We start from the raw sequence: 19,286 nt of genomic DNA, 5'->3' as shown, positions 1-19,286 counted from the left end.
CAAATGTGGCCGGGAAGTGCGCTTCCCGGCCATGATGACTTATCTACCGACCGCCCGGCCGCAGCGCCAATTACCTTGCAGCTCTTCATGCCGACCCAGGCCAAGGAGCTGCAGATGCCCAACGATTCACCCCCTAGCAACAATCGCCCGCCCAGCAGCTATGAGCTGCTGACGCAACTGAGCGTCGGCCCGTCGATCCGCGACGTTGCCGCCAACCTGTTGCGTTCGTCCCTCATGGAGCAATACCCGACACTCGCTATCGACCCTGACCTGGCCATGGTCATCACGCCGCGCTGGCGCATCGTTGGCGATGTCATCCAATCCGCACCCGCCACCGCGCAATCGCTGACCTCGGTGCTGGCCAACCAGGCCCTGGCGCCCGAGCCGGTGATCTATATCGACGGCGAACACTTCCTCACCCTGGAGCCCGAGGCCAAGCCCGCCGTGCACCTGCCGGTGCAGATCGATGCCATTGCGCGGCTGATCAATGAGCTGGCGGCGCTGATCTTTACCGCCTTCCAGGAGCAGCAACTTGACTACTGGAACGCTTCCAACGGCCTGGCGGGCCCACGCTGGCAAACACTCTCCCATTCCCTGCGCAACGTGTGGAACGTCACCGCGCAGGACGGCTGGGATGAACACGATTGCGCCATGGCCAGGACGTTGTTCCACTTTCCGGACCGGGCCAAGCGTCGGAACTTCGACACATTCCAGACACACGCTTACCTGATCGATATAGATGGCCTTAAAAACAACCGCTCCACTCACGTCGGCCTGTCGGATATCGCGGTGCTGATCGGGGTACATGAGCAACGCCAGCGGGTCCTGACGTATTCGCTGATCAACGGCTACGAGAAATTCGAGTCACTGCAAAAGCTCGGCGAAGCCTTGCCCGCGGCACTGACTCAAGCGGAGGGGGAGGTAACCGTGCAATGGCGATTGTACGAACCCGCCGGGGATTTTTTCGACAGCCTGGCGTGCAACCTGATCGCCCTGCAATTGCAGGCCATCGGATCAATTGGCTCCGCCGACCTTGAAGCCCCCGCCACGGCTGCCGTCACCGGCCAGGCCGTCGCGCGCATCCTGCCGGTGATTGAAGACTTGAGCGATCACTCATTGTCGAGCATCCGCCAGATCCACGAGCAACTTCCCGACTGGCTTGCCAATGCCTCGGACCTGGACGTATCGACCTACAGCCGTTATGTGATCGAGCTGGCCGAACTGCATACCCACAACCACGGGCAGTCTTTCCAGGACGGTATCCCGCCGATCCGCGACTACGCCAGGCAGCAACTGCAAAACCGGATCAAGGCCCATGCAAATGGCGCGAGCCTGAACCTGGACAAGATAGAGATCAGCATCGAGAGCCCGGTGGTCTGGGGCACCTTCGTGCTGCCCGGAACCACTGACATCACCCGGCGCAGCCTGATCGACCTGGCCCTGGAAAACCTCACCGGGCTGCCCACCGGTACGCCCAGCGTGCACTACAACGGCGGCGAGGGGCCGCAATGGCTGACGTACAACTACCTCAAGGACGTGATCGAAACCCTCGACATCGGTGAACGCTACCCGACGCTGATCAAACACACCTTGCTCGACGACCCCGTTCAATCAAGGCGCCGGCAAACCCTCTACACCTCGCACTTGCGGGTGCAACTGCCATTGCTGGCCTTGCAGTGGAAGATCCAGGGCCTGCACGGCATCGATGATCGCGGTTATCGCTATATCGCTGCCGCGGTGCAGGCACACGTCCATGAACGGCAGGTCGAGGGGCAAGAGATCGTCATCCGGCGCCTGGCGTTCATTCCAACCCTGCGCACCAGCCAGGCGCAGGATGGGGTGGCGAATATGTTTGTGATCGGCCCCCGCGACCACACCCAAGGCCCGTGCCTGTTGTACCGCCCACTGCTGGAGCCGGTGCTGATCCAGTACCCGTCACGGCAAAACCTGTTGTACGCCATCAAGCATCACCGCACCCTGCGCGACTCGGTACTGGCCTGGCTGGCCGAAGATGTGCGCTTCAACTACGAGCAGTATGTCTTCCCTGCCGCATTACCTTCGCCGTGGACCGTGGTGCGCGGGTTGGTGGAGCCGCAAGTGGTGGTGCAAATGAGCGGCCCCCTGGCCTTGAGCGACGAAGTGATGGGCAACGACAGCCTGGCGACGCTGTTCAGGGACAACGCCAACGCGATGGTTGAATTGGCGACGCGGCAATCGGTGTCCAACGCCCAGAAACGCTGGGCAAGCTATCGAGAAGCCGGCTGGCTGATTTTCAGCGCGGCGTTGCCATTCATGGGCCGCACCGTGGGCATCGCGGCCTGGATCTGGCAAATCATGGACGACCTGCAGGCGACCGCCCAGGCGGAGCCGGAGCCTGACGGGCAGGTGTCCTGGACAGCCCAGGTGGATCTGCTGCTCAACCTGGGCATGGCCCTGGTGCTGCACGTCGCCCTGCGCCATCCGCCGCTGCGAAAGACGCCCAAGGCCACGTTGCCGAAACATGAAGCCACCCCGACCCAAGCGCCTGAAACCAGACTGCCGCCGGAGCGCCGGATCCCCGTGATGCGCCGCCCCGACTTGCCCGACGCCGAACCGCCCGCTCGCCATCAAGGCCCGCTGTACAACAGCGGCGCACTCCAACGCTCTCCGACAAGCCTGGGGGCCACGTTGGATCGCTTCAAAGTGGCCAGGCCCGACGGGCTGGGGGAAGCCGTCAAGGAAACAGGGCCGCACCTGCATCTCTGTGCGCTTGCCGATAAATGGTACGCGCCGGTGGGCGCACGCTGGTTCGAGGTGGCGGTGGATGAAAACGACAATGTCATGATCGTCGATCCGGGCCGCCCCACTCACGTCGGCCCGCTGCTGGTGAGCAACCTGGCCGGGCAATGGTTTGTCGACACTCGCCTGCGCCTGCGCGGTGCCGGTTTCAGGAATCGCCGGCAATCGGCTCGCGGCAAGGCACCTTCGCGGATCACCGACCTCCGGCAGAAACTCAACCAATTCGATGCTGACGAACGGCGCGGGCAAGCTGAAGTCGCCCAGGCCCACGCCGCGATAGACCCGGTGCCCGGGCCCTCCTCCGATCGCCAGCGCCAGGCGTTCCTCGACAAGGTCGACAGCCGCCTGGCCGACTATGACGTGCCCATTCGCCAGTTACGTTCGCTGAATGTCATCGATTCGGTACCCAACTACCAGAGTTCGATGATCGACTACCTGAACAAACAACTGCTGCTGACCCGCTCGGCCATCTCGGAACGCTTGCCGGTCTTTCGCGACAAGTTGCTGGTGTCGGTGGAAGACATGGAAGCCGTCACCGCCCTGGACATCAAGCAGCGTAACGAGATCGCACAGACGATGGCGAAGCTGAACCTGGATATGATCAACCGCATGGAGTATGCGCAATCGCGCTATCGCCAATTGGAAAGCCTGGGCATAGAGGGTGCCAAGGTCATCCACACCAGCGTGCAGGCCCTGCCCGACTTCAAGCTGCACGACCTCAAGGCCATGCAACTCACCCTCAGCCGCTACCTGTGTATTGGCGAAGGCAGCGGGGAGGCCTTCACCGACGCCCGGGTACAACTCAATGACATCGTGGATACCGCCGATCTCACGGTGCAAACGTGGATCGAGACCCTGGTGGAAACCAGCATCAGCGACCTGCACGAGCGTATTGACGTGCTCAACAGCCTGGTCGACCAGTTCGCGATTGTCGACCAACGCCTGCTGGACCTGCACGCCGAACACCCGGAACAGGTGCAGCGAGAACCCCTGGAACACCTGCGCCAACGCATCGATGAATTCAACCAACAGGCGGTGCATGAACTGGCGCTCTTGATCAGGCAACGAAAAGCCCTGGAGCCCAAGCCTGGCCCATCAAAAGCCCCCCCGACACCCAAGCGCAAAGTCATCAAGACACGCTTTAACGGGGTGGTGGTGGGCGAGCCCCGTGAAGCCGAAAGCGGCCTGGTGGACGTCAAGGCCCCAGTGACGGGCAAACTCATCGCGACCTTTCACGAAAAAACCCCTGGGGTCTGGGTCGAACGCCAGAGCGCACCCTCAAGCCCGCGTGAGCCCCAGGTGATCGACCTGGGTAGCAGCATCGACGCCGCCCAGAGCCTGCTGGATGAAGAGCCCGCCGCCACCGTGCGCACCCTGGACCACGCGAAGAAAGCCGGGCGTATTCCGGTGGAAATCGAAGAGATGTTCCACCAGTACGCCGCACGCCTTGAACACGCAATGGCCACGATCGAAGAGGCGCTCACCCGGCTCAACCTCACGGAAAGCGACCGTCCGCCCGCCGCCGCCCTGAACCGCCGGCTCAATGACGCCGCACAACGGCTATACGAACTGGGCACAAGCACCCGCATCAGCATGACCAAACAACAACCACCCACGGCGGCACGGGTGGAGTGGCTGCACAGCCAAGGCCTGGTGAAAATCGCCAAAGTGGTCACGCGGCGGCGGCTCAAGGGCCCCGGCAAAAACTACCTGGACGAATACGAGGTGCGTGATCACCAGACCCATGCGGTGCTCTGGTATGCGCACTTTCACTATGAGTCTCCCCAGGCGGCGCTGGAGCACTACACCGCCGGCCACCTCAAGACCCGCGACCAGCAGAAGCTGGGGGGTGCTGTGCACCGCACGGGCTTGAGCAACCGTGACCAGATCGCGATTTATCGCAGTGAAATCAGCCCGATCCTGGCCCGCTCGTTGTTTTTCCAGGCCTGACCGTCAATCGTGCTGCCAGGCCCTGCGCAACGTTGCCAGGGCCTCGGCAACGGCCGTCTCGGGTACGGCGGCAAACCCCAGCACCAGGCCGGCGCGCTGGTCTGCCGGAGTGGTGGAGTGCGCCAGCCAGTAACTGCTTAAACCATTGACTTCGACGCCCACGGCACGGGCCTGCTCAAGCAGCTGTTGCTCGCGGGCCAGGCTGTCCACGCGCACGGTCATGTGCAGCCCTGCGGCGATAACGGGCAACTCGCCCACCCCCGGCAGACCACGCGGCCACCCGGCGAGCAAGGCATTGCGCCGGCTCAATGCCGCGCGCCGCATCCGGCGGATATGCCGCTGGAAGTGCCCGGCCGCCATAAACTCGGCCATCACCGCCTGGGTACTGACTTCCGAGTGGCGCATATCCACCGCACGGCGCCGTGAGAAAGCATCAACCAGGCCTGGCGGCAATACCAGATAGCCCAGGCGCAAGGCCGGGAATGCGACTTTGCCGAAGGTACCGACGTACAGCACGCGGCCGCTGCGGTCCAGCGCGGCCAGCGGCGCCAGGGGGGCGCCGCTGTAGCGGTATTCGCCGTCATAGTCGTCCTCCACGATCCAACCGCCGGTGCGCTCGGCCCAGGCCAGCAACTCCAGGCGCCGCGCCAGGCTCATCACCACGCCCAGCGGATATTGGTGGGAGGGCGTGACATAGGCCAGGCGGCAATCACCCAAGGTATTCAGGACCTGGCAATCGATGCCGTCGCTGTCCACCGGCACGCCCTGCAGGTTGGCACCGGCCAGTGCGAACGCATGCCCGGCGGCCCGATAGCCCGGGTTTTCCACCGCTACCCCATCGCCTGGCTCTACCAGCAGCTGTGCACAAAGGCTGATTGCCTGTTGTGCACCGCTGGTGATCACTATTTGCTCAGCCGTACATTGCATGCCCCGTGAGCTGCGCAGGTAAGCGGCGATCAGGCCGCGCAGGCGGCTGTCACCCGCCGGGTCGCCATAGCACAGCTGCGCCAGGTCCGGCTTGCGCCAGAACGCCCCGTTGAGCTTGGCCCAGACCTCGAAAGGGAACAGATCGAAGGCTGGCACGCCCACGCGAAATGCCTTGGGCGGCCCCGACGGCGGCTGTGGCAAATGGTTACTTTGCACGCGCCCCAAGGCCGGCCTGTGGATAACTTCGCCGTCGAGATCTTGCGGCAAATCCATCCACTTTGTGGATAAGGCTGGGGATAACCTTGTTGATAAGCCTGTGGATACTTTTGTGGATAGTTTTTTTGCCGTGGGCAATTGGGCGACATAGGTGCCATCACCCACACGGCCTTCGACAAACCCCTCGGCGTACAACTGATCGTAGGCGCGCACGACGCTGTTGCGGGAAATCAACAGCGCAGCGGCCAGGTCACGGCTGGCGGGCAGGCGCGTACCGCTGGCCAGGCGCCCATCCAGCACGCGCTGACGCAGGGCTGCATAAAGCTGGCGCGTCAAGCCTTGGCGACGATCCAGCTCGATACCGGCAGGGTTGAAGGACAGCGGCGGCGAAATGGGCGACATCATATTGGACCTATGAAATTGGCCGAAGATGGCTCTTACAACGAACCATTAGCCTGCCTAGGATGCAGGCATTCGCCAAGGAAAATATTCATGTACACACCACGCGCTTTTGCCCTCGACGACTTGCCCGAAATACAGCAACTGATCCAGCACACACGCCTGGCGCAGTTGGTCACCTTTGGCAAGCAAGGCCTGCAGGCCAGCCACTTGCCGCTGCTGCTCAATCCCGACGAAGGCCCCAACGGCACGCTGTACGGGCACCTGGCCAAGGCCAATCGGCAGTGGCAAGACCTGCAAGACGGCAGCGAGGCTTTGGTGATCTTTGCCGGCGCCGAGGCCTATGTCAGCCCGGGGTTTTACCCGGCCAAGGCTGAGCACGGCAAAGTGGTGCCCACCTGGAATTACATCGCGGTGCATGCCTATGGCAAGGCCGAGGTGTTTACCGATGCCGAGCGCCTGCTAGGCGTGGTCAGCGCCCTCACTGACCGCCACGAGGGCAATCGCGCCCAGCCCTGGAAAGTCAGCGACGCCCCGGCTGATTACATTGACGGCATGCTCAAGGCCATCGTCGGCTTCAGCCTGCCGATCGAACGCCTGATCGGCAAACGCAAACTCAGCCAGAACCGCAGCGCGGCGGACATCGCCGGCGTGCGCGACGGCCTGGCCGCCAGCGCCGATATACGCGACCAGACCCTCGCGCGCTTTATTCCCCAAGGAGTTTCAGAATGAGCCAGATCGAGATCCGCCCGGTCACCGCAACCGACCACGCCGCCTGGCTGCCGCTGTGGCAGGCGTACTTGACGTTCTACAACACCGAACTGCCGGACGCCGTCAGCCAAAGCACCTGGCAGCGTCTGATCGATGCCCATGAGCCGACCCACTCCGCGCTGGCCTGGCAGGATGGCAAGGCGGTGGGCATGGTCAACTTCATCTACCATCGTTCCAACTGGAGCATCGAGAACTCCTGCTACCTGCAGGACCTGCTGGTGGACCCGGTCCAGCGCGGCACCGGTGTCGGCCGTAAACTGATCGAGTTCGTCTACGCCACTGCCAAGGCCGACGGCTGTTGCAAGGTGCACTGGCTGACCCACGAGACCAACACCACCGCGATCCAGCTCTACGAGCGCATCGCCGAACGCCCTGGCTTCATTCAATTTCGCAAAGGTCTTTAAGGAGCGCAGCATGTCCACTTCTCTCGCCGACTGGAAGGGCGCCCCGGCGCCCACCGCGCAACTGCTTGAAGGGCGCTTTATCCGCCTGGAAAAACTCGACCCGGCCCGCCACGCCGCTCAATTGTGGCAAGCCCTCGAAGGCCCCGGTGCCGACCCCAAGTTGTGGGATTACCTGCCTTACGGCCCGTTTGCCGAGCGCGCCGCGTTTGATGCGTGGTTGAACAACCATGCGGCGAACAGCGACCCGTATTTCTTCAGCGTGGTCGACCGTGCGTCCGGCCAGGTGCAGGGCATCCTCAGCCTGATGTCCATCGTCCCGGCCCAGGGCCGTATCGAAATCGGCCATGTCACCTTCGGCGCGCCGATGCAGCGCTCACCCAAAAGCACCGAAGCGGTGTATCTCTTGGCCAAATACGCGTTCGAACAGGGCTACCGCCGCCTGGAGTGGAAGTGCAACAACGGCAATGCCCGCTCCAAGTATGCGGCTGAGCGGTTGGGGTTCAGTTTTGAAGGGGTGTTCCGCCAGCATATGGTGGTGAAGGGGCAGAACCGCGATACGGCGTGGTATTCGATCCTGGATTCGGAATGGCCGACGGTGGGTGCGGGGTTTGAGGTGTGGTTGTCGGAGGCGAACCAGGCAGGTTCCGGGCAGTTGAAGGGCCTGGCGGAGTGTCGCCGCCAGGCGCTTTAAGGCTTACCCCAGCTTCTGGGCCAGCACCGCAATGTGCTCCGGCCCGATCCCGCAGCACCCGCCCAAGTGGCTGGCACCGCGCTTTTTCCAGTCCGCCGCCCACTGCAGGTAGCCCGGTGGGTCGAGATCCTCGCGCAAGGGGTCCAGGCCGTCGTTGGCCGTGGCTTCCTTGGGCTGTGGCGGGAAGGCGTTGGCGTAGGCACCGATCTGAATCGCCACGCCCAACCGTTCGAAGGTTTGGCGTGCGGCATCGATCGCCGCGCCGATTACTTCCGGCTGGCTGCAATTGAACAGTAACACTTGCACACCCAACTGCGCCGCCGCTTCGGCCGCGTCCGCCACCGGTTCGCCGGAACGCAGGCGCGGTACTTCGTCGGTGTCTTCGTCTTTCAAGGTAAACGACAGCCAGAACGGCTTGCCATCCTTCGGCAGGCCCGCATGAATCGCCCGCGCTTCGACGATTGAGCTCTGGGTCTCCGCCAGCCACAGATCGACATGGGGTGCCAGGCCCTGCACCAGTGGCGTCAACAGCTCAGATACGCGCTGCGGCTCGAACAGATCAGGCCGATACGAACCAAACAGCGGCGGCAACGAGCCGGCCACGCGCGCGGCCTTGCCCGAAGCCTGCACCGCCCGTCTGGCCAATTCACCCGCCAGCGCCGCCAGGGCCTGGCCTTCGGCAGCAAAGCGCGCCTCGCCGATATGGAACGGCACCACCGCATAGCTGTTGCTGGTAATCACGTTGGCGCCACTGTCGATATAGGCCGCATGCACCGCCTCCACCGCCTGCGGTGCTTCGCTCAATGCCAGCGCCGACCACTCCGGCTGCCTGAAGGGCGCACCGCGGCGTTGCAGTTCACGGCCCATGCCGCCGTCCAGAATTACTGTGCTTACTGCGCCCATATGCTTTTTACTCATAAGCTTATGAAAATAACTCACTATGAGAGTCGTTCTTATAACTATTTAATACGTTCCGTTCGGTTCATAACAACCTCTTTTTTATTCAGGTGCCTCCTTGAAACTTAAACCGCTATTGGCCTTGGGCCTGACGATGCTTGCTGCCTCCACCCAAGCCTTTGGCGGCGCGACCCTGGACCGGGTTGAGAAGAAAAAAGAACTGGTGGGCGTGCTGATGGAAAGCTACCCGCCGTTCTCGTTCCTCAACGAGCAAAACCAGCTCGACGGCTTCGATGTCGATGTGGCCAAGGCTGTCGCGCAAAAGCTCGGTGTGAAACTACGCCTGGAAACGCCGTCGTGGGACGTGATCGCCGCCGGCCGCTGGAGCGGGCGCTATGACATCTGCATCTGCTCGATGACCCCGAGCAAGGCCCGCGCCGAAGTCTTCGACTTCCCGGTGGAGTATTACGCCTCCCCTGCCGTGATCGTGGTCAATGCCAAGGATGACAGCATCCACGGCGCCAAGGACCTGAGCGGCAAGAAAGTCGGCCTCACCAGCGCCTCCAGCTACGAGAGCTACCTGAACAAGAACCTGGTGATCGAAGGCGCCGAGGACACCCAGTTGCAGTACCCGTTCGAGAACGTGCAGATCGCCCCGTACGACACCGATAACGTCGCCTTCCAGGACCTCGGCCTGGGCGCAGGAGTGCGCCTGGATGCGATCCTGACCAACCTGGTCACGGCCCAACCGCGCCTGGACCAGGACAAACGCTTCAAACTCGCCGGCGCAGCGCTGTATGCCGAACCCAACTCGGTGGCCATCGAAAAAGGCGACGCCCAGTGGGACGCCAAGGTGCGTGAGGTGTTTGCCCAGTTGAAACAGGACGGCACCCTGAGCAAACTGTCGCAAAAATGGATCGGTGCCGATATCAGCCAATGAGTGTTCCCCCAAAACCTGCGCGCGCCCTGCTGGGCTTTCGCACGCGGCTTTACCTGACCTGGGCGGCGCTGTTCGCCCTGTTTGCCAGTTTCTTCCTGAGCTTTGACCTGAAGTTCTCGATCATTCTCGACAAGCTGCCCAACCTGGTCGGCCTGCACCTGGCCCCCAATGGCTTCCTGCAAGGCGCAGCGCTGACGCTGTTCCTGTGCCTGTGTTCGATTGCCGCCTCGTCGGTGCTAGGCTTCGTCACCGCGCTCGGGCGCTTGTCCAAAAGTGCCGTGGCCTTTGGTATCGCCAGCTTCTACGCGTCGTTTTTCCGTGGCACGCCGTTGCTGATCCAGATCCTGCTGATCTATCTGGGCCTGCCGCAGCTGGGCCTGGTGCCGGGCGCCATCGTCGCGGGGATCATCGCGCTGTCGCTGAACTACGGCGCGTACCTGAGCGAGATCTTCCGCGCCGGCATCCTGGGCGTCCCTCAGGGGCAACGGGAAGCCGCATTGGCCCTGGGCATGCGCGACAGTGCGATCTTCTGGCACGTCACCCTGCCCCAGGCCATGCGCACCATCGTCCCGCCGGCGACCAACCAGTTCATCTCCATGCTCAAGGACTCGTCGCTGATCTCGGTGATGGGCGTGTGGGAAGTGATGTTCCTGGCGCAATCCTACGGGCGCTCCAGCTACCGTTATATCGAGATGCTCACCACCGCTGCGATCATTTACTGGGTGATGTCCCTCGGCCTGGAACTGATCCAGGCACGCATGGAGCGGCACTATGGCAAGGGATATGCGAGGCGAGAGTGAGGTCATTGAAGTCACTATCGCCCTCAGGCTTACTGCGCCAATCGAGCTGAACTTTTATCGCATCGGACTAGAGACATCTCCCGCAAACACGCGGTGCTTGGCCTGACAGTTATCCCCCGGGTGCCCCGCTAAATTCCCCGCCTCATACATCAGGAGGTGGGTTTACATGCCACTCATTCAGAAACAACTCGTACTCGCCATCACGCTCGCGCTGGGGGCCACCTGTGCTCAGTACGCACAGGCCCGTGACGACATGGAACCCGACAGCGAGTGGTTCGAACAGATTGCGAAACATCACCAGAAAACTCATTTCGACCCGGCCACTCCCACCCCCGAAGATTTCTATTTCATCGACCGAGCCAACAGTCGTAACGGCCTGAGCGTTGCCCGCGTGCTGGACTCCGCAATGGATGCCGCGCTGGCATCGGAGGAGTTGAGTGACTGGGAAAAGTACCAGCTTGAAAACTACGGGCGGTACTTGAGCAGCCTGGAGCCAGGTCGCTTGGGTACGCTGCTGGAGCAATTGGCCGGCAGCCAGAACGCCAACCTGGGCACGGCCACTCAAAACAGCATGAAACGCTTGCACGCCAGCCTGCTGACAGCCATACGCCAATTGGATAACCACACCGGTGAGGACGGCCGTGTCTGGCTCCAAGGCCTGGCCAGCAGCGGTGCCCTCGATGCCCAACACGGCAGCGCCGGCTTGAAACAAAGCAGCCAGGGCCTGTTGCTGGGTGCAGATGGAGCAATCGATGACGCCTGGCGGGTCGGCGTGGTGGGCGGCAAGTCTGGCAGCGACCTGAGCGCCCGGCATTTCAACGGTGAAGTGGACAGCTGGCACCTGGGCGCCTATGCGGTGCGCCAGGACGGTCCATGGGCTTTACGCCTGGGCGCGCTGTACAGCAGCCATTCCGGGCAGAACACGCGCAGTGTGGACTTCGACTTCATCGATTACCGCGAACGCCTCACGGGCAAGTACAAGGCCCAGAGCCAGAACGCATTCGCCGAACTGGGCCATCGGTTCGTCACCGACGGCTTGCATGCCGAACCGTTTGCCGGAATCGGCTTCCAGCGGTATCACCGTGACCGCTTCTCCGAGAAAGGTGGCCATAGCGCGTTGAACGTGGGCACCCAAACCCAGCAAAACCTCAGCAGCACCTTCGGCCTGCGCTTGAGCCGCGACATCGCAGTGGCCGACCGGATCACCCTCAAGCCGCACCTGAGCGCCCATTGGAAACACTTGTATGGCGACACCAACAGCCGCGTACGCCAATCCTTTGCCAGGGAAACCCGCGAGGACTTCAACAGCGCGTTCAGCATCGGCGGTACCTCGCTGGACCGAGATAATCTGGCCTTGCGCACGGGGCTGGACATGCGTCTTTCGGAGCACCAGACCCTGAGCATCGCGTACACCGCCGAAGTGGGCGACAACAGCCGCAACCATGGACTAATGGGCCAATGGCAAAGCGCGTTTTAATACAGAAACGGAAGAACCTTCACACTCACGCGGGTATTGAAGGCTGACATTAAGCACCACTTTCTGCTGGCTACACTCCGGTCTCCTATACAAAAGAGGCCGGAAATCATGATATCGACACTTTCGTTTTTCCCTCCCCTTGGTGCACTTTTCGCACAAAGCGCCAACGCCTTCGCCGAGGCTGCCACTCCGCCCGCCGCAGCACCCGAGCCACACACCGCGCCTCCAACCACTCCGCGCTCGTTCGGGCACGCCGCCCGCCAGGCCTCAAATGGCCAGCTCGACACCAATATTGTCAAAGTCATCACCACGCCTAACTCCCCGCGCCGCGACGGGATGAATATCGACGAGATCGCCGGCCTCACCCAAACCCCGTCCAACCTTGAGAAGTCACACATCATCAAAGCCGTCGACATCGTCAACAGCCCGGACGTGCACATCAATTCACCGGGTCATGGCCTGAGCAGCTCCGGGCTTACCTCTGTCTGGCTGGAGAATCGAGGAAGCATCACGGCCCAATCCGGCACGGGTGTGGCCCTGAAGGGAGAAAAGGCCGATGAGGTGATCAACCATGGCCTGATTGCAGGTGGCAATGGAGTCGCCCTGGACATGGGCGGCGGTGACGACCTGTTGGTTGTCAAAAATGGCAGCCGCTTCAAAGGCGAAGTCGATGGCGGCAGCGGTACCAACCAGGTGGTTCTCGATGACGCCAAAGGCGGCACGTTCGAAGGTGCGACCCGAATGCAACACCTGTGGGTCGGCAAGGGCGCCTGGGAACTGACCGGTGCACTGCACGACAGTCGGCACGGCACGGTGTACGGCGATGCTGCCTTGACCAACCGCAGCGTTATCAAGGGGACCCTGGATATTGATGCGGGCGGCAGCTATTCCGGCGGCACCGTCGACTCCCTTAATGTCGGGGGTACTCTGCTGCTCGATCCTGAAAATACACCACGGACCCGGATCAGGAAGGATCTGCACCTCAAACCAGGATCGACCATGGCGTTCAAAGTGGGCGCGGACCAAGCCCACTCCACGCTGAAAGTCGGCAATACGTTAACGCTGGATAACGCCACCCTGAAACTTGATGTACAGCCGGAAAGTGAAGCACTGCTCACGCGCCAGCTACGTATCGCGGATGCGGCATCCATCAAGGGAACATTCAGCGCCGTTACCAGCAACCTGACCACCCTGGAACCTGAACTGCTCTACAAACCTGAGGGTATTTTTGTCGGCTTCAAGCGCAAGCAGAGCGCCGCACCCTCCGCTGACCATTAAAAAATCGGCAAAAAAAAGGGGGGCACCTGCCCCCCCGAGGATTAAACGGTAGTGTCGAAGGCTGGATCAGCCTTCGATTTCAATCAGGATTTCGCCAGGGTTCACCCGGTCGCCTTTGGCCACGTGAACGGCGGTCACCTTGCCGGCAATCGCAGCCTGCACTTCGGTTTCCATCTTCATCGCTTCGGTGATCAGCACGGCCTGGCCGGCCTTGACCACATCGCCTTCCTTGACCAGCACATCGACGATATTGCCTGGCATCGCCGTGCTGACATGCCCCGGCTCGCTGGCCTGCTTGCGCTTGCTGCCGCCACCGCCGACGAATTCGTTGAGCGGTTCGAACACCACTTCTTCCGGCATGCCATCGATGGACAGGTAGAAATGGCGCTTGCCTTCGGCTTTCACACCGACACCGGTGATGTCCACACGGTAGCTTTCGCCGTGCACGTCGATGACGAACTCGGTCGGCACGCCTTCACCACCGGCACGGGCCACGCCGCCGGCTTCAGGGATAGGCAGCAGCACCTCAGGCGTCAGGGTGCCGGCGTCGCGTTCTTCGAGGAACTTGCGCCCGATGTCCGGGAACATGGCGTAGGTCAGCACGTCTTCTTCGGACTTGGCCAGTGCGCCGATTTCGCCGCGCAGCTTGGTCATCTCCGGCTTGAGCAGGTCGGCCGGGCGCACGTCGATCACTTCTTCGCTGCCGATGGCCTGGCGACGCAACTTCTCGTTCACCGTGCCCGGCGCCTTGCCGTAGCCGCCTTGCAGGTACAGCTTCACTTCGTTGGTGATGGTCTTGTAGCGCTCACCGGCCAGCACGTTGAAGAACGCCTGGGTGCCGACGATCTGCGAAGTCGGGGTCACCAGCGGCGGGAAGCCGAGGTCTTCACGCACGCGTGGAATTTCAGCCAGCACTTCGCTCATGCGGTTCAGAGCGCCCTGCTCTTTCAACTGGTTGGCCAGGTTGGAAATCATCCCGCCCGGCACCTGGTTGACTTGCACACGGGTGTCGACGGCGGTGAATTCGCTTTCGAACTGGTGGTACTTCTTGCGCACGGCATAGAAGTACAGGCCGATCTCTTGCAGCAGCTCCAGGTCGAGACCGGTATCGAATTCGCTGCCTTTAAGGGCGGCGACCATAGACTCGGTGCCCGGGTGGCTGGTGCCCCAGGCGAAGCTGGAGATCGCGGTGTCGATATGATCGGCACCGTTTTCGATCGCCTTGAGTTGGCACATCGCGGCCAAACCGGCGGTGTCGTGGGAGTGGATAAAGATCGGCAGGCTCTGCTCGGCTTTCAGCGCCTTGACCAGTTCACCGGTGGCGTACGGCGTCAGCAGGCCGGCCATGTCCTTGATCGCGATCGAGTCGCACCCCATGGATTCCAGCTGCTTGGCCTGGGCCACGAAGGCCTCGACGGTGTGCACCGGGCTGGTGGTGTAGGCGATGGTGCCCTGGGCATGCTTGCCGGCGGCTTTGACCGCTTCGATGGCCACACGCAGGTTACGCACGTCGTTCATGGCGTCGAAGATGCGGAATACGTCGATACCGTTGACGGCAGCCTTGGCCACGAAGGCCTTGACCACGTCGTCGCTGTAATGGCGGTAGCCCAGCAGGTTCTGGCCGCGCAGGAGCATTTGCAGGCGCGTGTTAGGCAACGCGGCACGCAGTTTGCGCAGGCGCTCCCACGGGTCTTCCTTGAGGAAGCGTACGCAGGCGTCGAAGGTCGCGCCGCCCCAGACTTCCAGGGACCAGTAGCCGACTTTATCGAGCTTGTCGCAGATCGGCAGCATGTCGTCGGTGCGCATGCGGGTCGCCAGCAACGATTGGTGGGCGTCGCGCAGGATGGTGTCGGTTACGAAGATTTTTTTAGTCATTGGAATGTTCCTCACAGGCCTGCGTGGGCGGCGATGGCGGCGGCGATGGCCAGGGCCAGCTCTTCGGGTTTGCGCTTGATCGAGTAGTTGGTCAGCTCAGGGTGGCTTTCCACAAAACTGGTGTTGAACTGGCCGCTGCGGAATTCCGGGTTACGCAGGATTTCCTGGTAGTAGGCGGCCGTGGTCTTCACGCCTTGCAGGCGCATGTCGTCCAGGGCACGCAGGCCGCGGTCCATGGCTTCTTCCCAGGTCAACGCCCAGACCACCAGCTTCAGGCACATGGAGTCGTAGAACGGCGGGATGGTGTAGCCGGTGTAGATCGCCGTGTCGGTACGCACGCCGGGGCCGCCGGGCGCGTAGTAACGGGTGATCTTGCCGAAGCTTGGGAGGAAGTTGTTCTTCGGGTCTTCGGCGTTGATGCGGAACTGCAACGCAAAGCCACGGTGCTGGATGTCTTCCTGTTTGACCGACAACGGCAGGCCCGAGGCGATTCGGATCTGCTCGCGGACAATGTCGATCCCGGTGATTTCTTCGGTGATGGTGTGCTCCACCTGCACCCGGGTGTTCATCTCCATGAAGTACACCTCGCCCTCGGCGAGCAGGAACTCCACGGTGCCGGCGTTCTCGTAGCCCACGGCCTTGGCCGCGCGCACCGACAGGTCGCCGATGTAGGCGCGCTGTTCCGGGGTGAGCTGCGGGCTCGGGGCGATTTCGATGAGCTTCTGGTTACGGCGCTGGATCGAACAGTCGCGCTCGAACAGATGCACCACGTTGCCGAAGCTGTCACCGAGGATCTGCGCCTCGATGTGCTTGGGATTGACGATGCATTTTTCCAGGAACACTTCCGCCGAACCGAACGCCTTGGTAGCTTCGGAGATCACGCGGGGGAAGGCTTGTTCGAGTTCTTCACGGCTGTTGCAACGGCGGATACCGCGACCGCCACCACCGGAGGTGGCCTTGAGCATCACCGGGTAACCAATGCGGTCGCCTTCGGTGAGGGCCTCGGTGATGTCGGCGACGTTGCCTTCGGTGCCGGGCGTGACCGGCACACCGGCCTTGATCATGCTGCGGCGGGCTTCGGTCTTGTCGCCCATGCGGCGAATCACTTCAGCCGAAGGGCCGATGAATTTGATTCCCCGTTCGGCGCAGATGTCTGCCAACTCGGCGTTTTCCGACAGGAAGCCGTAGCCGGGGTGCAGCGCATCGCAACCGGTTTCCACCGCCAGGTTCACCAGCTTGCGCGGGTTCAGGTAGCCGGCCAGCGGCTCGGCGCCAATGCTGTGGGCTTCGTCGGCACGCTTGACGTGCAACGCATGGCGGTCGGCGTCCGAGTAAACCGCGACCGAGCGAATGCCCATCTCGGCGCAGGCACGCACGATTCGTACGGCAATTTCACCACGGTTGGCGATCAGGATCTTTTTTATCACTTGGAAATTCCCTTGAGCCGATTGCTGCGTTCTTCGACCCGCTGGAGCCGGGTCGGCGCGTGACTAAATGTTTCAAGCCAGTCGCAGCCACACACTAAGCCCGTGGAGGGATTAACAAAAATCAATAATTATTGGGTCGCTCATAAGTAAAGACTTATAGTTGGCCGGTCGACCTGGGGCGAGAGGATTTAAATAATGCGTAAGTCACTGATGCGTATGACATTGCGTCAATTGCAGATCTTCAATGAAGTGTGCGACTTGCGCTCTTACAGCCGCGCGGCCGAGGAAATGTCTCTCACCCAACCGGCCGTGAGCCTGCAAATTCGCCAGCTCGAAGAGCTGGTCGGCCAGCCGCTGTTCGATTATGTCGGCAAGAAGCTCTACATGACCGAGGCTGCCGAAGCCCTGCAACGGGCCAGCCGGGATATTTTCGGGCGCCTGGAAAACCTCGATATGCAGCTGTCGGACATGCAGGGTTCGTTGCAGGGCCAGCTAAAGCTCGCGATTGAATCCAGCGCCAAGTACTTCGTGCCGCACCTGTTTGCCGCGTTCAAACGCCAGCATCCCGAGGTGCAACTGCACCTGACCGTGGTCAACCGCGCCCAGGTGATCCGCCGCCTCTCCGACAACCGCGACGACCTGGTGATCATGTCCATGGTGCCCCAGGACATGGGCCTGGAATTCCTGCCGTTCCTCAACAATCCGATCGTGGCCGTGGCGCCACCTGATCACCCCTTGAGCCTGCAAGGGCCGTTGCGTTTGCAGGACCTGGAACCCTACACGCTGTTGCTGCGCGAACCGGGCTCGGGCACGCGACTGGCCTGCGAGGAGTATTTCAAGGAGAAACGCGTGCACTTCACCCAGACGGTGGAAGTGGCCTCGGCCGAGGCGCAACGTGAATGCGTATGCGCCGGCCTGGGCGTGGCCTTGCTGACGCGCCATGCGGTCAATATGGAACTGGCCACCGGCGGGCTCAAGGAGCTGCCGGTGGAAGAACTGCCGCTGTACCGCAGCTGGTGCCTGGTGCAGGCCAAGGCCAAGCGCCTGTCACCGGTGGCCCATGCGTTCCTGGGCTTTATCCGCAGCGAACGGGTGCAGATCAGCGCGTTGGCTGAACGTTTCGCTGGGCAGCCGCGGGTGCCTGCCAGTGGAGTTCCGGGTAGTCACTGATGCTCTGCTGCAGCTGGCGCTGGTCGCAGCGGTCTTCGATTGCGCGACGGAACGCCATGCGGCGCTGGTCTTCCTGTTGACGACGGGTCTTGACGGAGCTGTTGCTGTCTTCGTAGGGCCGGGCCATTTGGAGTCTCCCAATGCGAGTACGGGAGTTCAGGATGGCCTTGGGGGATGACGGGGCGATGACAGCCTGATGAAGATTGTGGGCACACAGAAGATGCAAATGTGGGAGGGGGCTTGCCCCCGATGGCAGTGAGACAGTCAATGTATCTGGTGACTGACCCACCGCTATCGGGAGCAAGCCCCCTCCCACATTTGGAACCCCTGCAACCTTGGATCAGTCGTCGAGGGCTTTGACGGACTTGGGCGACAACCGCAGGCTGCGCAAGCTGCGCTTGACGCTCTTGAGGTGGTTGACCAGGCTCGGGCCCCGCGCCATGGCAACGCCCATCGCCAGCACGTCGATCACCACCAGGTGAGCGATACGCGACGTCAGCGGGGTGTAGATCTCGGTGTCTTCGTGCACATCGATCGCCAGGTTGACCGTGGACAGCTCCGCCAACGGCGTCTGGCTCGGGCACAAGGTAATCAATGTCGCACCGCTTTCACGCACCAGGTTGGCGGTGATCAGCAGGTCTTTGGAGCGGCCCGACTGGGAAATGCAGATCGCCACGTCGGTCGGCTTCAAGGTCACCGCCGACATCGCCTGCATGTGCGGGTCGCTGTAGGCCGCTGCGGTCAGCAGCAGGCGGAAAAATTTGTGCTGGGCGTCTGCCGCCACCGCACCGGACGCGCCGAAACCATAGAACTCCACACGCTGGGCCTGGGACATGGCGGTCACGGCCTTTTGCAGCTCTACCGGGTCAAGCTTCTCGCGCACCTCCATGAGCGTGTGCAAGGTGGTGTCGAAGATTTTCAGGCTGTAGTCGGCGACGGAATCGTCTTCGTGAATCGCAAACTGGCCGAAGCTCGCGCCGGCGGCCAGGCTCTGGGCCAGCTTGAGCTTCAAGTCCTGGAACCCGGAGCAACCGATGGCGCGGCAGAAGCGCACGATAGTCGGCTCGCTGATGCCCACGCTGTGGGCAAGGTCGGCCATGGAACTGTGCATCACGGCCGCAGGGTCAAGCAGCACGTGATCGGCAACCTTGAGTTCCGATTTGCGTAACAGGTGGCGCGACTGGGCGATATGTTGCAACAGGTTCAAAGGGCAGGACTCTTGTTATTGGCAGGGCCAGGGATGTAGCAAGCTTGTAGTTATACTACAAGAATTGCCGTTTTGCCCG

The 19,286-nt window shown here is 62.0% G+C and carries 15 protein-coding genes; 9 read left to right on the top strand and 6 right to left on the bottom strand.

Annotation, left to right across the window (positions count from 1 at the left end; genetic code table 11):
• The first annotated feature begins 3 nt into the window (after nt 1-3).
• Nucleotides 4-4,728 (top strand): dermonecrotic toxin domain-containing protein, encoded by a 4,725-nt coding sequence (locus V3W40_RS16755; RefSeq protein ID WP_330215373.1) that lies wholly within the window; start codon nt 4-6, stop codon nt 4,726-4,728.
• Nucleotides 4,729-4,731: 3 nt separating this feature from the next.
• On the opposite strand, the gene pdxR is transcribed toward V3W40_RS16755, so the two are convergent.
• On the bottom strand, nt 4,732-6,273 hold the full coding sequence (gene pdxR / locus V3W40_RS16750) for a MocR-like pyridoxine biosynthesis transcription factor PdxR (protein ID WP_330215372.1): 1,542 nt from the start codon (nt 6,271-6,273) through the stop codon (nt 4,732-4,734).
• Between the two features lie 90 nt (nt 6,274-6,363).
• On the opposite strand from pdxR, the gene V3W40_RS16745 reads away from it, so the two are divergent.
• The 3 genes from V3W40_RS16745 to V3W40_RS16735 are packed head-to-tail and all read left to right on the top strand — an operon-like array spanning nt 6,364 to nt 8,136.
• Complete coding sequence (locus tag V3W40_RS16745; protein WP_065926759.1) at nt 6,364-7,002, top strand: FMN-binding negative transcriptional regulator; 639 nt, start codon at nt 6,364-6,366, stop codon at nt 7,000-7,002.
• Nucleotides 6,999-7,445: a GNAT family N-acetyltransferase gene (locus tag V3W40_RS16740; protein WP_065926760.1), complete on the top strand. Its 447-nt coding sequence runs from the start codon at nt 6,999-7,001 to the stop codon at nt 7,443-7,445. The genes V3W40_RS16745 and V3W40_RS16740 overlap by 4 nt, the downstream gene beginning before the upstream one ends.
• A 10-nt stretch (nt 7,446-7,455) precedes the next feature.
• Entirely contained in the window at nt 7,456-8,136 is a 681-nt protein-coding gene (locus V3W40_RS16735; protein WP_323146154.1) for a GNAT family N-acetyltransferase, read from the top strand.
• A gap of 3 nt (nt 8,137-8,139) precedes the next feature.
• Here V3W40_RS16735 and V3W40_RS16730 read toward each other — a convergent pair whose 3' ends face one another.
• A complete protein-coding gene (locus tag V3W40_RS16730; RefSeq protein WP_330215371.1) occupies nt 8,140-9,039 on the bottom strand; it encodes a homocysteine S-methyltransferase family protein in 900 nt (299 codons plus the stop codon).
• A gap of 112 nt (nt 9,040-9,151) precedes the next feature.
• Here V3W40_RS16730 and V3W40_RS16725 point away from each other — a divergent pair, with 112 nt between their 5' ends.
• The 4 genes from V3W40_RS16725 to V3W40_RS16710 all read left to right on the top strand — a co-directional run bounded on the left by V3W40_RS16725 (nt 9,152) and on the right by V3W40_RS16710 (nt 13,528).
• A complete protein-coding gene (locus V3W40_RS16725) occupies nt 9,152-9,973 on the top strand; it encodes an ABC transporter substrate-binding protein (RefSeq protein WP_065926762.1) in 822 nt (273 codons plus the stop codon).
• Between the two features lie 29 nt (nt 9,974-10,002).
• Entirely contained in the window at nt 10,003-10,773 is a 771-nt protein-coding gene (locus V3W40_RS16720; RefSeq protein WP_074848264.1) for an amino acid ABC transporter permease, read from the top strand.
• Nucleotides 10,774-10,939: 166 nt separating this feature from the next.
• Nucleotides 10,940-12,250 (top strand): autotransporter outer membrane beta-barrel domain-containing protein, encoded by a 1,311-nt coding sequence (locus tag V3W40_RS16715; RefSeq protein ID WP_330215370.1) that lies wholly within the window; start codon nt 10,940-10,942, stop codon nt 12,248-12,250.
• Between the two features lie 108 nt (nt 12,251-12,358).
• On the top strand, nt 12,359-13,528 hold the full coding sequence (locus tag V3W40_RS16710) for a hypothetical protein (protein ID WP_330215369.1): 1,170 nt from the start codon (nt 12,359-12,361) through the stop codon (nt 13,526-13,528).
• Nucleotides 13,529-13,594: 66 nt separating this feature from the next.
• On the opposite strand, the gene oadA is transcribed toward V3W40_RS16710, so the two are convergent.
• Together oadA and V3W40_RS16700 are read right to left on the bottom strand one after the other, a co-directional pair.
• Nucleotides 13,595-15,403 carry a sodium-extruding oxaloacetate decarboxylase subunit alpha gene (gene oadA, locus V3W40_RS16705; protein ID WP_330215368.1) on the bottom strand — a complete coding sequence of 603 codons (1,809 nt, stop codon included), beginning with the start codon at nt 15,401-15,403 and terminating at the stop codon, nt 13,595-13,597.
• Between the two features lie 11 nt (nt 15,404-15,414).
• Nucleotides 15,415-16,830: an acetyl-CoA carboxylase biotin carboxylase subunit gene (locus tag V3W40_RS16700; RefSeq protein WP_027608221.1), complete on the bottom strand. Its 1,416-nt coding sequence runs from the start codon at nt 16,828-16,830 to the stop codon at nt 15,415-15,417.
• 195 nt (nt 16,831-17,025) lie between these two features.
• On the opposite strand from V3W40_RS16700, the gene V3W40_RS16695 reads away from it, so the two are divergent.
• Entirely contained in the window at nt 17,026-18,000 is a 975-nt protein-coding gene (locus V3W40_RS16695) for a LysR family transcriptional regulator (protein ID WP_027608220.1), read from the top strand.
• On the opposite strand, the gene V3W40_RS16690 is transcribed toward V3W40_RS16695, so the two are convergent.
• Both V3W40_RS16690 and hexR read right to left on the bottom strand, forming a co-directional pair.
• Entirely contained in the window at nt 17,930-18,127 is a 198-nt protein-coding gene (locus V3W40_RS16690) for a PA3496 family putative envelope integrity protein (RefSeq protein ID WP_074848013.1), read from the bottom strand. The two genes, V3W40_RS16695 and V3W40_RS16690, sit on opposite strands and share 71 nt — an antisense overlap.
• A gap of 213 nt (nt 18,128-18,340) precedes the next feature.
• Nucleotides 18,341-19,207, bottom strand: a complete 867-nt coding sequence (gene hexR, locus V3W40_RS16685; RefSeq protein ID WP_010168370.1) for a transcriptional regulator HexR — start codon at nt 19,205-19,207, stop codon at nt 18,341-18,343.
• Nucleotides 19,208-19,286: the final 79 nt, after the last annotated feature.

Source organism: Pseudomonas sp. AM8 (assembly GCF_036346475.1).
Taxonomy (GTDB): domain Bacteria; phylum Pseudomonadota; class Gammaproteobacteria; order Pseudomonadales; family Pseudomonadaceae; genus Aquipseudomonas; species Aquipseudomonas marginalis.
This window is presented reverse-complemented; position numbering and strand designations above follow the sequence as displayed.